This is a genomic window from Streptomyces fulvoviolaceus (assembly GCF_000718165.1).
GTDB classification, from domain to species: domain Bacteria; phylum Actinomycetota; class Actinomycetes; order Streptomycetales; family Streptomycetaceae; genus Streptomyces; species Streptomyces fulvoviolaceus.
This window is the reverse complement of the sequence record NZ_JOEY01000022.1, coordinates 183,483-196,862: the sequence shown is the minus strand read 5'-3', so window position 1 is coordinate 196,862 and position 13,380 is coordinate 183,483. Positions and strand designations below refer to the sequence as shown.

Genomic DNA, 13,380 nt, shown 5'->3' with positions numbered 1-13,380 from the left:
CACCCACCCATGTCTTCCGCACGCACCACCCTGTGCCGCGCCGGTGTCGTCACCGCACTGGCCGCCATCGGCGTCCTGACCGCCGCGGGCGTCGCTTCCTCGCACGTCACCGTCCACCCCGAGAGCTACGCCAAGGGCGCCACCGACGGCGCCCTGACCTTCCGCGTCCCCAGCGAGAGCGACACCGCGAGCACCACGAAGGTGCAGCTCTTCCTGCCCACCGACCACCCCCTCCTCGGCGTGCTCGTCTCCCCGCACGACGGCTGGACCGCCAAGGTGACGGACACGAAGCTCAAGACGCCGGTCAAGACGGACGACGGCACGATCACCGACGCCGTCTCCGAGATCACCTGGACCGGCGGCAAGGTCGGCCCGGGCCAGTACGAGGACTTCGACGTCGCCTTCGGCCAGCTCCCCGACGACACCGCGCAGCTCACCTTCAAGACCCTGCAGACCTACTCCGACGGCAAGGTCGTCCGCTGGATCGAGGAGGCCGCGCAGGGCGACGAGGAGCCGGAGAACCCGGCACCGGTCCTCAAGCTGACGGCGAGCGGCAGCTCGGCGGCCGCCGCGTCCACGACCTCCAAGGGCTCCGCGGAGTCGGCGGACTCCGCGAGCGACTCGACCGCGCGCGGCCTCGGCATCGGCGGGCTGGTCGTGGGGGCGCTGGGCCTCGCGGCGGCGGCCTTCGCCGTCGTACGCAGCCGCACCTCGCGGTGAGCGGAGACGGAGACGGGGACAGGGGCGGGGACATGAGAATTTTCCTCATCGACACGTGATCGCCGATGCCGGATGGGAGGATGTGGCGCCATGACAGCAGGGTGGTGTTCCCGCACGCTACGGGCCGCGGTGTTCGCCGCCGTCTGTGTGCTGCTCGCCGCCCTGGGCCACGTCCTGATGTCCGGCCGTCACGTCCCCGGCTGGACACTGGCCGCGGGCCTGGTCGTGACCGGGTCCGCGGGCTGGTGTCTGGCCGGCCGTGAGCGCGGACTTCCGCTGATCGTCGCCGTCGTGGTCACCGTCCAGACGCTGCTCCACTCGGCGTTCTCCCTCGCGCAACCCGCGCCCGCAGCCCCTGACATGGGCGCGATGCACATGGAGTCCATGCACAGGAGTGGCATGGGCTCCATGGACATGTCCCACATGGGGACCTCGGCGGGGGACGGCACCTCCTCGTCCGGCATGCTCGCCGCCCACCTGCTGGCCGCACTGCTGTGCGGCCTGTGGCTGGCGCACGGCGAGCGGGCGGCGTTCCGCATCCTGCGGGCCGTCGCCGGATGGCTGGCGGCGCCGCTACGGCTGCTGCTCGCGCTGCCCGCCATCCCGCACCGCCCGCGCCTCCGCGCGCGTCGACGTCGCTCGGACCGGGCGCCGCGCCTTCTCCTTCTCGTCCACGCGATCACCCTTCGCGGTCCGCCCCTGGGGACGGCTGTCGCCTGACGACAGCCCGTATCCCGGGGCTGCCCCTGCGCGCTCCGGGCCTCGGCCGTACGCCCACACCGTCGTCGTACGGCCGTATCGCCTCACCGGACCGCCGCGCCTTCGTGCGCCGGAGCGGCCCGGATCCCGGATGACCCGAGAAGGACACCAAGGTGATCACTTCCGCCCTGCCCGCCTCGACCGACTCCCGGACGAAACGGGAGTCCGCCGATGCCTCCGCCACCGCCTGGGCGCTCGCCGCCCGCACCGGCGACCCGGCCGCCGTGGACCACTTCGTGCGCGCGCTCCACCGCGACGTGCTGCGTTACGTCTCCCATCTGTGCGCCGATCCGCAGGCCGTGGACGACCTGGCACAGGACACGTTCCTGCGGGCGCTCGGCAGCCTCCACCTCTTCGAGGGCCGCTGCTCGGCCCGTGTCTGGCTGCTGTCCATCGCCCGCCGCGCGGTGATCGACGCCTTCCGGCACGCCGCGGCCCGGCCCCGTCTGTACGACGCCCCGGACTGGCAGCTCGTCGTCGAGCGGGCCCAGCCGCAGGACCTGCCCGGCTTCGACGACGGCGTCGCCCTGCTCGACCTGCTGGCCGCACTGCCCGCCGAGCGCCGTGAGGCCTTCGTCCTCACCCAGCTCCTGGGCCTGCCCTACGAGGAGGCGGCCGCGGTGAGCGACTGCCCGGTGGGGACGGTGCGTTCGAGGGTGGCCCGGGCTCGCGCGACCCTCATAGCGCTGGTGACCGATGGGGGCACCTCTCACGCCCTTGAGGCAGTGGGGGAGGACCGGCCGGCCGCTCTGGCGGCCTGAGCCGGCAGCCCGATTTGTTCCGGACCGGCCTGGCCGCCGCACCGAGCGCGGCGGGCCGGTAAGGCCGGTCCCGGCCCGAGCGCCTCGGGTGGGCGGGCCCGGCGCGCGCGGTGACGCCGTACGCGCGGCCAGGAGTGTCGGGCGGCGCTGAGGCCGACATTCGGCGCAGGCGCCGCCCGGGTACCCGCAAGCGACGGGGAGCTACTCCGCTGTGGACCCCTCGACGAGGTCCGGCAGCAGCCCCCGCACCGCCGCGCACTGCTCCGGCCCCACGACGTGTGCCAGCGCCTCCTTGACCGTCTCGGCGAGGGCCGCGGAGGCCTCCTTCAGCAGGCGGCGGGCCTTGTCGGTGAGGGCGACCTCGACGCCGCGCTTGTCGCCGCAGACCGACTTGCGGGTGACGAGCCCGGCGTGCTGGAGGCAGGCGATCTGGTAGGTGAGGCGGGTCTTGGGGCGGCCCAGGAGCTCCGCGATCTGCGTCATGCGCAGGCCTGCCCCGGGCTGCCCGGCCAGCAGGCACAGGACGAGGAACTCGTCGTGCGAGACGTCCAGCCGCTCCTTGACGACGGAGCGCAGCTGCTGCTCGACGGCGCCCGTCGCGGCGAGCAGCAGCATCCAGGCGTGCAACTCGGGCGGCAGGAGTTCGCCGGACATGGAGGGACATTCGGGCAGGTCGGCCATGGATTCGAGTCTATCTGTTGTCCAATTTTGGATTATTGGCTAGCGTACCCTCCGTCATCCAAATTTGGACTAACTGGAGTGAGAGATCATGACCGTCGCCGTCGAAACCGGAACCTGGCAGCTCGACACCACCGCCACCACCGTCGCCCTGGCCCACAAGACGATGTGGGGCCTGGTCACCGTGAAGGGCACCTTCGCGGGCGTCGGCGGACAGGGAGAGGTGCGTCCCGACGGGTCCGCCGTCGGCACCCTGACCCTCGACGCCGCCTCCCTGGACACCAAGAACGCCAAGCGCGACATCCACCTCAAGGGCGCCGACTTCTTCGACGCCGACAACCACCCCGAGATCACCTTCGCGGTGCGCAGCGCCGAACTCCGCGACGGCGACGCGGTGCATGTCGTCGGTCAGCTGACCGTGCGCGGCATCAGCCGCCCCCAGTCCTTCACCGCGAAGCTCTCCGACGCGAGCGCCGAGGCGCTCACCCTGAACGCCGAATTCTCCGTGGACCGCGCCGAGTTCGGCCTGGGCTGGAACCAGATGGGCATGATCCGCGGCCTGACCACGGTCACCGCCGCACTCCGCTTCGTGCGCTCGGCAGCGTGACATAGGCGCTCGACAGCGTCTGCGGCGAGGCCGTGAACACGCGCAGCCGGATCCGCTGGCCCTGGTGCGGCAGGGCGTACGTCCCCTCGGGAGGCCGGAGTTCGTACGTCGCCGTCGCCTGGGCGGCCAGTGTGGCCGGGCCCCGCAGCACCGACCAGTACGGGTACATGCCCTGGCCCCGGGTGAGCGTGAAGTGCGGGGTGAGCGCGTCGTCGTCCGTGTTGGTGACCCGGAGCGTCAGCCGCGAGAGGGTGTGGGCCCCGGCCCGCACCGAGATGACCCGCATCCGCAGGGGCGGTGAGCCGGTGGCCGCCAGCGCCGCGCTCGCCAGGGCAGGGGCCAGCAGCAGGACGGCCGCGGCGATCCGTACCGGACGACGGTGCGGACCGGACAGCAGGCGGGGGCGCGGCTGCCAGGCCCCGGCGAACTCGGACAGGGGCGCGGTGACCGCCGCCGCCAGCCACAGCGGCGTCATCATCAGGTAGTAGCCGTCCTGGGACCGGGTCGCCAGATAGAAGGCGAGCCACGGCAGGACGGTCGCCGCCGGTCCCAGCCGCCGTACGAACAGCACGAACACCGCCAGCAGTCCGCCGAGCAGCAGCAGGCTCGCGTGGGAGTACCAGTCGAGCCGGTCGCTGCCGTTCGTGAGATACAGCGACACGTCCACCAGGCCCTGCCCGTGCAGCACCGCACCCTGGGTGATCGGCAGCGCGACGCCTTCGATCCAGGCACCCGGCTCGCTCACGATGAAGTACGTGTTGATGAGCAGCCATACGGTGGCGGCGGCCCCGCAGATCCGCAGCACCACCAGCGCCGCCGCCCGCGCGCCCAGCTCCCCGCGCCGTACGGCATAGATGCCGGCCAGCAGGAACGGCGTGAGGAACCACGGCAGTTGCTGCGCCGCGCACGCCGCACCCAGACACGCGGCCTGCGCCACCCCGGCCGGTCCGAGCCGCCCGCCCCGTCCGATCCGCGGCCAGCGCACCACCACCGGAACCAGCAGCGCCAGCGCCAGGATCGCCGGGTAGCCGAGGCGGCCGTACATGGGAAGCATCGCGAAACCCAGGCACGCCATGGTCGCCGCCGACCGCCACGGCACGGGCAGCAGCCGCCACAGCACGACCGTGCCGACGACGAGCGCGCCCGTGCTCACCGCGGTCGCCGGGGTGCCGCCGTGTCCCAGCCACAGCAGGGGCGCGGTGAGCAGCGGGGCGAGGGGCGGATAGCCGTACGTGAAGTCGTAGCCGCCCGTGACGGTCGGGGTGAGGGCGATGCCGCTCCGGCCGAACAGCCAGGGCCACGGGTTGCCGTAGACGGCGTGCCCGGCGGCCAGTTCGCGGGCGGCCTGGGCGGTGAGGACCGCCTCGTCGGAGCCGCGGTGGTACAGGACCCACGCGCACAGCACGAGCGTCACCCCGGTCACCAGCACGCACAGGTCCACACGCGCCAGCGACCGCTCCCGGCGCACCACCAGGGCCAGCACCCCGCACAGCAGGATCGAGGCGTAGCACCCGGAGATGACGGCGGCGACGCCCAGCCGGTGCGTGGCCGCCTGCGTCCACACCTCGCGCGTGCCGATGAAGAGGCTGACGTCGGCGAGCAGGGTCAGGACGCGATGCCACTGCGCGGGGGGTTCGGGGGTGGCGGACACCGCCGGCTGTGTCCGCCGGCCGCGTGCCGACAGCTGTGAATCTGCCAAGAGCACGGCACCGGACGGTAATCGGGGCCGGTGAGCGGGGTGCCGTTGGAGGTGAAGAGTCCGGTGTGAGGGCGGTAAGACCCCATTTCGCCGGGGTGAAGAGTGGCGGGAAGCGGCCGCCGGGCCGGTCGCGGACCGTGTCGCTGTTGGGCCGAACGGGTGACTTGGCGTAAGAATTGGCTGGTGCAGGCAATGAAGGCGAGTCGGATCGGGGGGAGCCGGTGAACAGGTACGACGTCACCGATGAACAGTGGGAGGGGCTCGCCCAGGTCGTTCCGTTGCGCGGCCGGGACGCCTGGCCGTCCGCGGTCGACCACCGGACCGTCCCGGAGGCCGAGACCGAGGCGCGGCGTCGCTTCGTCGTCCTGCGGATCAGCATCTTCGCGGACGCCCGCGAGGTCGCCGAGACGCTGATGGCGGGCATCCCCGTGCTGCTCGACCTGACCAGCGCGGAGACCGAGGTCGCCAAGCGGGTCCTGGACTTCAGCACGGGCGTGGTCTTCGGCCTGGCGAGCGGCATGCACCGCGTGGACCGCAACGTGTTCCTGCTGACACCGGCGGGGACCGAGGTCACCGGGCTGATGGAGGGGGTGGGGGTGCGCGGAGAGTGAGGGCGCCGTTCGCCCGATCGTAGGAAGGTCGCCGGGGCGGAACGGTTCGCCTGGTGGCGGAGTCCTACGGTCCGGATATGACCGTGTCCCCCACGTCTCCCATGTCCCGTACGACCGTGTCCAGCGCGTCCGTGTCCGGTACGTCCGTGTCCGGTGCGTCCGTCTCGGGTGCGTCCGTCTCCGGTACGTCCGTCTCCGGTACGTCGCCCCGCGTGCCGTCCGCGCGGTCCGCGCCGGCATCGGTGTTACCCGGGGGCGGTGCGGGCGAGGACCGTTCCGGCCGGCCGCGCCTCACCGAACTGCGGCTGTCCGCCTTCGCCGCACACCGCAGCGCCGGATTCCCGCTCGGCCCGCTCACCCTCTTCGCCGGTCCCAGCGGCCACGGCAAGACGAGCGCGCTGCGGGCGTACGAGGCACTCGCCCGGCTCGGCGGCGGGGCCGCGCTCGACGAGGTGTTCACCGACCCGGTCGCCTGCGTGCCCGACCGGGCCCGCCCCGACGCACAACGCCGCCGCGGCTTCCGTATCGGCTGTACGGCCGACGGACCCGAGGGGCCGGTCCGGCTCGACGTCGCCGTGCAGGCCGAGCCCGAACTGCGCATCGTGGGGGAGCGGTTGACGGCGGGCGGGCTCGTCCTGCTGGAGACCGCCCTGCGCGACCCCTCCCGCCGGGCCGTACAGGCCGCCTGGCACACCGCGGGCGCGGCGCCCGTCACCCGCGCCCCGCTGCCCGACGACCGGCTCGGCACCGCACTCCTCCCGCTGCGCGTGGCCGGCAAGACGGACGGGCAGCGGCGCGTCCTCGCCGCCGCCGAGCAGATGGTGGTCGCCCTGCGCTCCGTCTTCGCCTGCGATCCCCGGCCCGGACGGATGCGCACCCCCGTCCCGACCGGCTCCGGACGGCTGCTCGGCGGCTGCGACAACCTCGCCGACGTCCTGTGGCGTACCCGCGCGGAGTGCGGACGGCGGCACTCCCAACTCGTCGCCGCGGTACGGGCCGGGTGCGCGGGCCCCGTCGCCGACGTGCTCGCCGAGCCGCTGGCCGACGGGACGGTGCGGGCGCTCCTCGACCGGGGCGACGGCAGCCGGACCGCGCTCGGGCGGCTGGGCGACGGGGAGTTGAGGTACCTCGCGCTCGCGCTGGTGCTGCTCACCGGGCCCGGGGTGCTCGAGGTCGACCCGGTCGGCGAGGTGCCCGCGGCGATGCAGACGCTCACCGTGCTCGCCGACAACCTCGACCGGGGACTGGACGTACGGCAGCGCGGCGAACTGCTGCGGCTCGCGGCGCGGATGTGCGAGCGCGGGCACATCCGCCTGGTCGGCGCGGTGAGCGACGCGTCGTGGGCCGCCGGGGCGGACGGCGTCACGGTGGTACACCTGGACGCGTGACAGAACCTCTCGACGTGGCGAAACTGCAGCGCAGGCTGGCCGAGTTCGCGGCCACGCGCAACTGGCAGCCGTACCACACCCCCAAGAACCTCGTCGCCGCGCTCAGCGTGGAGGCATCCGAACTGGTCGAGATCTTCCAGTGGTTGACGCCGGACGAGTCGGTGCGCGTCATGGACGACCCCGACACCGCGCACCGCGTCACCGACGAGGTGGCCGACGTGCTCGCGTATCTGCTCCAGCTGTGCGAGGTGCTCGGCATCGATCCGCTGGCGGCACTGGACGCGAAGATCGACCGGAACGAGCGGAGGTTTCCGGCGCCGTAAGGAGTCGCTGAGGAGCCGTTCAGTCCGTTATCACTCTACGAAGTCAAAACTCCGCACGAAACCGATTCGTTGTCCGCAGATTTCCGCCTTCCTCTGGCTTTTCACCCCGTCGGCCCTCACTCTGGGTAGTGGACAACGGAGTTCGGGCGGCGGACGTGCCGAGAGTGCGTCGTGACAGACGGGGACAGCTCATGGACGCGGTGCGGCTCATCGTGACGAGCAGGCGTGCCCTGGCGGGGAGCGGTGAGGCGCCCCAGGTCATGACGGAGGTGTGGCAGGCGCAGGCCCTGGCCCAGGCGATCGGCAGCCGCCTCGCGGTCTTCGGCCCGCCCGAACTGCGCGGCGAGGCACTGGGGTTGACCGAACTGGCGGGCCGGGGCTGCGGCGTCCTGGACCGGCCGGACATCGACACCGAGCACCTGCGCGCCGCCCAGCTCACCGAACTGGGCGACGCCCGCCAGGCCCTGCTGTGCCTGGGCGGTCTCCTCGGCGAGGTCGGCATCGCCCTCGTCGGCCTCGCCTGCGCCGCCGACGACGAAACCACGTACTGGCAGTGCATGGAGGCCATCGACGCGGCGGACGAATCGAGGGACCGGGTGCTGCAGATGCTGCGAAGACTGGCGGACCGGGGTGAGGGGTTACCGGAGCGGGAGGCGGGGTGAGGGGCCGGTCGGTCCGCGGGCGGCGTTCGTACCGAAGTCGACTGAAGTCAGCCGGCCCAGCACTCCTCACCGACTGCGTGCCCCGTACCTGAGGGGTGGATCCGCATACATCATCGCCATCCCGCCGCACAGCGCACCGGCGTAGAAGCCGCCGAGTCCCTTGCCGCTGTCGGCGTGCGCCACGACTCCCTCGACGCCGAGCGCGGTCAGCACGATGCCCGCGACGATGGGGAAGTGACCGTAGCCGAAGGCGTTGACGGCCGGCGCCAGGCGTCTCCGGCCGCGGGCCTCGTCAAGGCGGTGCTCCACCAGCAGGCTCACTACGTCGAAGTGGAGCCACCACAGTCCGTCGGCGGCGGCGACACCCGAGGACGGCGGCTGCCGGCAACGGTGTGCTGAGCGGATGGTCCGTGGCTCCCAGGCCCATGGCGATGAGTGATTCGCCGATCGCGATGATCACGAAAAGCTGGTGGCGCTCGGTGCAGTAGGCGGCGCTGTGGATACGCCAACTGCCGTGGCGGGCCTGGGCTGTCGTCAGGCTGCGGCGCGTGCCCGGACGGCGTCGAGGTCGTCGCGGACCCGCTGCGGCTCGGTGTCGAGCGGCATGTTGGCCTCGTCCCGTACCGCGTCCAGGGAGCCGGTCGGGTCTTGGTCCAGCACCGCGAACAACGGCCCCAAGTCACTCGGTGCGGCTCCCTGTTCGGCCACCAGCTCGAAGGTGCGGCCGGCCGCCTCGGGCGCGGTGAGGGCCGCCACCAGGACCCGTGCGATGTCGGAGCGCGCGACCCTGCCGTCGGCGGGGCCGCCGGAGCGGCGGCGGTCGCCCTGGAGGAACACCAGGCGCTGCTCGTCGGGTCCGTTCATGTCGAACCAGCCCGGCCGCACGATGGTGTAGGTGAGGCCGCTGGCTCGTACCAGACGTTCCGAGCGGCGCTTCCACTCCAGGAGGTGGCCGTAACTGCTGCTGCGGGTGGTGGCCCCGATGGAGGTCATCAGCGCCACGCGGGGCCGTGCGCCGTCCAGGGAGGCCAGGGAGGCCAGGGCGGTCAGGACGTTGCGTACGCCTGCGTAGTCCACCGCCTCCGGCGAGGAGGCGCCGGTGCCGAAGGAGCCGAGGGTGAGCACGATGGCGTCGGCGCCGGCCACCGCCTCGTGCAGGGTCTCGGGCCGGGTGACATCGCCGACGACAAGTTCGGCGTCGGCGGGGAGCCGCTGGGCGCCCTTCGCGCGGTCACGCACCAGGGCCCGGACGGTGTGCCCGCGGGCGATCGCCTCGGCCACCACGAGCCGTCCGATGCTGCCGGTGGCGCCGATCACCAGCACGGTCAGGGGGTGGGTTGCCATGTTCGTTTCCTCCTCGCCAGGGCACGGGGGGATGAGCGCCCATGCCGTCAGTCTCACTCGGGCGTCGCGATCACGCGCCCTGTGCGTCAAGTCCCCCTGCGGGTGGTGTTGCCACAGGTCACTCCCGTACGAGGGCGATTCTCAGCGCCCTCGTACAGCGTCCACGTGGGGGGCGGTCATGCCTGCTTCGGCTTCGCGAAGGTCGCGCCGTCGATCACGAACCGGTAGCGGACGTCGGAGGCGTGGATCCGCTCGTAGGCGGTGTTGATGTCCTGTGCGTCGATCAGCTCGATGTCGGCGGTGACGCTGTGCTCGGCCGCGAAGTCGAGCATCTCCTGCGTCTCGGCGATGCCGCCGAACAGCGATCCCACGAAGGACCGGCCGTTCTGGAGGAGGGCGAAGACCTCCATCGGCATCGGCTCGGTCGTCACACCGACGTTCACCATGGTGCCGTGCAGGCGCAGCGTCCCGAGGTAGTCGGGGAGGGACACAGGCGCGCTGACGGTGTTCAGGATGATGTCGAAGGTGTTGGCCAGCTCGGTGAACGCCGAGCCGTCACCGGTCACGGCGTAGTGGTCGGCGCCGAGGGCCGCGGCGGCCTCGCGTTTGCTGCTGGACTGCGACAGGACGGTCACGTCGGCGCCCATGGCCTTGGCCATCTTCACGCCGAGGTGGCCGAGCCCGCCGAGGCCGACCACCGCGACCTTGGTGCCGGGCCCGGCACCGAACCGCTCGAGCGGGGAGTAGACGGTGATGCCGGCGCACAGCAGCGGAGCGGCGGCGGCCGGGTCGAGAGTCTCGGGAACACGGACGACGAAGTCCTCCGGGGCGACGATCGCCTCGGAGTAGCCGCCCTGGGTGTGGGCGCCGGGCTCGGCAGGGTCGGGGGCCCCGAAGACAAGGGTGTTTCCCTGGAGGCAGTACTGCTCCTGACCTGCCCGGCAGTTCTCGCACGCGCGGCAGGAGTTGACCATGCAGCCGATGCCGACCAGGTCGCCGACCTGGTGGCGGGTGACGTCGGGGCCGATCTCGGTGACCCGGCCGACGATCTCGTGGCCGGGGACGAGCGGGCTGATGGCCAGCGGGCCGAACGTCCCGTCGACGTAGTTCATGTCGGAATGGCAGATCCCGCAGTACAGGATGTCGAGTTTGACGTCGTGCGGGCCGACGTCGCGGCGCTCGATGGTGACGGGAACGAGCGGCTTGCCTGCTTCGTGGGTGCCGAACGCGTTGACGGTGATGGGCATGGTGATTCCTTTGCGGGTACGAGGTGGTGTCAGGCTTCGGGGATGGCGCGTCCGTAGGCCGCGAGGGTGACGTTCGTGGGCTCGGGGCCACCGCGTCGGCCGGTCTCCAGGGCGTCGAGGGCCTTCAACTCGTCCGTGGTCAGGGTGAAGTCGAAGACGTCGATGTTCTCGGCGATGCGGTGGCGCTTGGTCGACTTGGGGATCACCGAGCGGCCCTGCTGGATGCCCCAGCGCAGCAGCACCTGGGCCGGGCTCTTGCCGTGCACCTCGGCGATCGCGGTGACGGCCGGGTCCTCAAGGACGCTCCTGCGGTCCTCGCCGTATCCGGGGTAGAAGGTGATGCCGCCGATGGGAGACCACGCCTGGTTGAGGATGCCGTGCTCGTCGTCGAAGTCGAGGACCGCGCGCTGCTGGAAGTACGGGTGGATCTCCAGCTGGTTGACGGCCGGCACGACGGAGGTCGCGTCGAGCAGCGTGGTCAGGTGGTCGACCATGAAGTTGCTGACGCCGATCGCCCGGACCTTGCCGTCTGCCAGGAGCTGTTCCAGGGCCCGGTAGGCCGCGAGGGTCTTGTCGAAGTCCGACGGCAGCGCCTGGTGCAGGAGCAGCAGGTCGATCTGGTCCACGCCGAGCTTGGCGGCGCTTTTGTCGAAGCCGTGCAGGGTCTCGTCGTAGCCGTAGTCGCTGACCCAGATCTTCGTCTCGATGAAGATGTCGTCGCGGGGCACGGCGGAGGCGCGGATGGCCTGGCCGACCTCGCGTTCGTTGCCGTACGCGGCGGCGGTGTCGATGTGGCGGTAGCCGAGTTCGAGCGCGGCCGTGACGGCGGCCCGGGTCTCGTCCGGCGGGGTCTGGAAGACACCGAGTCCGAGGGCGGGCATCCCGACGCCGTTGTTGAGAGTGAGGGTCTGCATCACAGGGACCTTTCGTGCGGGCGGGTACGTGCGGGGACGATGAGGGTGAGGGTGGCCGCGAGAGCCAGGGCGAGCAGGACGGCGGACCCGGTCAGCGCGGCACCCGAGCGGGCTGCGAGGTCGGCGGCCTCGTGTCCGGTGGAGACGGAGGCGGCCACAGCGGTCAGGATGCTCAGGCTCAGCGCGCTGCCGATCTGGTGCACGGTGTTGACCAGGCCCGAGGCGGCTCCCGCGTCCGCGGGGGCGACCCCGTCCACGCCGCTGGAAGTCAGCGGGGCCAGCACCAGGCCCTGGCCGGCGCCGATGAGCACCATCGGCAACGCCACTCCCGTCAGGTAGGGCGTGTGCAGGTCGAGGCGGCTGAGCCACACCATGCCCACCATGGTCAGGGCGAGCCCGGTGGTGAGCACCCGCGGCCTGCTCGCCCGCTCAAGGAGCCGCGGCACCTGGACGGCGAAGACGAAGTTGACCAGCGTCATCGGCAGGAAGGCGAGACCGGCCTGCAGCGGCGTCCAGTGGTAGACGCTCTGTACGAACTGCGCGGTGAAGAAGAAGAACCCGATCATCGCGCCCATGTAGAGCATCCGGGTGACGTAGGCGCCGCTGCGCTCCCGGCTGGCGAACAGCCGCAGCGGCACGATCGGCTGCGCGGCCCGCCGCTCCACCAGGACGAACAGGGCCAGCATCACCAGTCCCGCCACCAGTGGAATCAGGGTGGCCGGAGCGGTCCAGCCGACGTCGGTGGCGTCCACGATGCCGAAGACCACAGCGGTGGAGCCCGCAGTCGCCAGGAGCGCCCCGGCGACGTCGAAGCGGCCGCCCTGGCGCTCGGTCTCGGGCAGGAACCGCACGGCCAGCGCCATCATCGCGATGCCGACCGGGACGTTGAGGAAGAACCCGGCCCGCCACGAGATCAGGTCGGCGACCAGGCCGCCCACCACCAGACCGAGAGCCGCGCCGAGCCCGGCCACCGCGCTGTAGGCGGCCATCGCCCGGTTACGGGCCCGGCCCTCGGCGAAGCTGCGGGTGAGCAGGGACAGGGCGGACGGGGCCAGGACCGCCGCCCCGACGCCCTGCAGCGCCCGAGCTCCGATCAGCCACCACTGATTCTGTGCGGCGCCGACCAGAAGTGAGGTCAGTGCGAAGACGACCAGGGAGAACAGGAACACCCTGCGGTGTCCGAACAGGTCACCGGCCCGGGCCCCCAACAGCAGCAGGCCGCCGAAGACCAGGACGTAGGCGTTGGTGATCCAGGACAGGCCGGTCTCGGAGAACCCCATGTCGGAGCGGATCTGCGGCAGACCGGTGAAGACGATCGAGTTGTCGAGGATGACCATGAAGTAGCTGACGCAGATGATCGTGAGGATCAGCGTCGCCCGGACCGGGGCGGCAGGGGCCGGCGCACGCACCGCCATGGGCGGCGTGGGTTCCGCTGTGGCGACGTCGCCGGTCCCGTCGTACTTGGGTGCTGCGCGCACGGTGTGTCCTTCGCTTTCAGGGTGAGGGCCCGGTGTCGGACTCCTGGTCCTCGGTGCTCTCCAAGAGAACCCCGCGCGGGCACAGGGGTGGGAGTCACTGGTCTTCCAGGTACTGGCAGTACCTCGCAGGTCCTCGCGGACGGACCTACGGTGAAGGTCAAGGCAGGACCGTCGTAGGTCGGGCCGGAC

Annotated in this window: 16 protein-coding genes; 8 read left to right on the top strand and 8 right to left on the bottom strand. The window is 71.8% G+C overall.

The features are described 5' to 3' along the window. Nucleotides 1-9: 9 nt before the first annotated feature. From IG08_RS0124000 to IG08_RS0123990, 3 genes are all read left to right on the top strand, one after another. Nucleotides 10-720, top strand: coding sequence for a YcnI family copper-binding membrane protein (locus IG08_RS0124000; protein ID WP_030605979.1), 711 nt, complete (start codon nucleotides 10-12; stop codon nucleotides 718-720). Between the two features lie 90 nt (nucleotides 721-810). Then, nucleotides 811-1,440: a hypothetical protein gene (locus IG08_RS0123995; protein WP_030605977.1), complete on the top strand. Its 630-nt coding sequence runs from the start codon at nucleotides 811-813 to the stop codon at nucleotides 1,438-1,440. Between the two features lie 152 nt (nucleotides 1,441-1,592). Further along, nucleotides 1,593-2,240, top strand: a complete 648-nt coding sequence (locus tag IG08_RS0123990; RefSeq protein WP_030605975.1) for a sigma-70 family RNA polymerase sigma factor — start codon at nucleotides 1,593-1,595, stop codon at nucleotides 2,238-2,240. A 201-nt stretch (nucleotides 2,241-2,441) separates the two neighbouring features. Here IG08_RS0123990 and IG08_RS0123985 read toward each other — a convergent pair whose 3' ends face one another. Next, nucleotides 2,442-2,921, bottom strand: coding sequence for a MarR family winged helix-turn-helix transcriptional regulator (locus IG08_RS0123985; protein ID WP_030605966.1), 480 nt, complete (start codon nucleotides 2,919-2,921; stop codon nucleotides 2,442-2,444). 88 nt (nucleotides 2,922-3,009) lie between these two features. Between IG08_RS0123985 and IG08_RS0123980 the strand changes: the two genes are divergently transcribed. Then, a complete protein-coding gene (locus tag IG08_RS0123980; protein WP_030605963.1) occupies nucleotides 3,010-3,525 on the top strand; it encodes a YceI family protein in 516 nt (171 codons plus the stop codon). Here the strand turns inward: IG08_RS0123980 and IG08_RS0123975 are convergent. Then, the gene (locus IG08_RS0123975) at nucleotides 3,488-5,176 is read right to left on the bottom strand and encodes a hypothetical protein (RefSeq protein WP_199820897.1); all 1,689 of its coding nucleotides are present in this window, start codon (nucleotides 5,174-5,176) and stop codon (nucleotides 3,488-3,490) included. The genes IG08_RS0123980 and IG08_RS0123975 overlap by 38 nt on opposite strands. Before the next feature lie 269 nt (nucleotides 5,177-5,445). Between IG08_RS0123975 and IG08_RS0123970 the strand changes: the two genes are divergently transcribed. From IG08_RS0123970 to IG08_RS0123955, 4 genes are all read left to right on the top strand, one after another. Continuing rightward, nucleotides 5,446-5,835: a cell division protein SepF gene (locus tag IG08_RS0123970; RefSeq protein ID WP_030605958.1), complete on the top strand. Its 390-nt coding sequence runs from the start codon at nucleotides 5,446-5,448 to the stop codon at nucleotides 5,833-5,835. 77 nt (nucleotides 5,836-5,912) lie between these two features. Beyond that, the gene (locus tag IG08_RS0123965) at nucleotides 5,913-7,223 is read left to right on the top strand and encodes an AAA family ATPase (RefSeq protein ID WP_234342958.1); all 1,311 of its coding nucleotides are present in this window, start codon (nucleotides 5,913-5,915) and stop codon (nucleotides 7,221-7,223) included. After that, nucleotides 7,220-7,546 (top strand): nucleotide pyrophosphohydrolase, encoded by a 327-nt coding sequence (locus IG08_RS0123960; protein WP_030605955.1) that lies wholly within the window; start codon nucleotides 7,220-7,222, stop codon nucleotides 7,544-7,546. Before IG08_RS0123965 ends, IG08_RS0123960 begins: the two co-directional genes overlap by 4 nt. A 191-nt stretch (nucleotides 7,547-7,737) precedes the next feature. Then, the gene (locus IG08_RS0123955; RefSeq protein ID WP_030605954.1) at nucleotides 7,738-8,208 is read left to right on the top strand and encodes a DUF6099 family protein; all 471 of its coding nucleotides are present in this window, start codon (nucleotides 7,738-7,740) and stop codon (nucleotides 8,206-8,208) included. A gap of 66 nt (nucleotides 8,209-8,274) precedes the next feature. Here the strand turns inward: IG08_RS0123955 and IG08_RS62530 are convergent, their stop codons facing one another. From IG08_RS62530 to IG08_RS0123930, 6 genes are all read right to left on the bottom strand, one after another. Continuing rightward, complete coding sequence (locus IG08_RS62530) at nucleotides 8,275-8,529, bottom strand: low temperature requirement protein A (RefSeq protein ID WP_030605953.1); 255 nt, start codon at nucleotides 8,527-8,529, stop codon at nucleotides 8,275-8,277. Beyond that, entirely contained in the window at nucleotides 8,501-8,668 is a 168-nt protein-coding gene (locus tag IG08_RS63060) for a hypothetical protein (protein ID WP_420823290.1), read from the bottom strand. The genes IG08_RS62530 and IG08_RS63060 overlap by 29 nt, the downstream gene beginning before the upstream one ends. A gap of 74 nt (nucleotides 8,669-8,742) precedes the next feature. Continuing rightward, nucleotides 8,743-9,552 (bottom strand): SDR family oxidoreductase, encoded by an 810-nt coding sequence (locus tag IG08_RS0123945; RefSeq protein ID WP_030605952.1) that lies wholly within the window; start codon nucleotides 9,550-9,552, stop codon nucleotides 8,743-8,745. A 176-nt stretch (nucleotides 9,553-9,728) separates the two neighbouring features. Next, nucleotides 9,729-10,799 (bottom strand): NAD(P)-dependent alcohol dehydrogenase, encoded by a 1,071-nt coding sequence (locus tag IG08_RS0123940; protein ID WP_030605951.1) that lies wholly within the window; start codon nucleotides 10,797-10,799, stop codon nucleotides 9,729-9,731. 29 nt (nucleotides 10,800-10,828) lie between these two features. Next, the gene (locus tag IG08_RS0123935; protein WP_030605950.1) at nucleotides 10,829-11,713 is read right to left on the bottom strand and encodes an aldo/keto reductase; all 885 of its coding nucleotides are present in this window, start codon (nucleotides 11,711-11,713) and stop codon (nucleotides 10,829-10,831) included. Then, entirely contained in the window at nucleotides 11,713-13,191 is a 1,479-nt protein-coding gene (locus tag IG08_RS0123930; RefSeq protein ID WP_106981008.1) for an MFS transporter, read from the bottom strand. Before IG08_RS0123930 ends, IG08_RS0123935 begins: the two co-directional genes overlap by 1 nt. Nucleotides 13,192-13,380 lie beyond the last annotated feature (189 nt).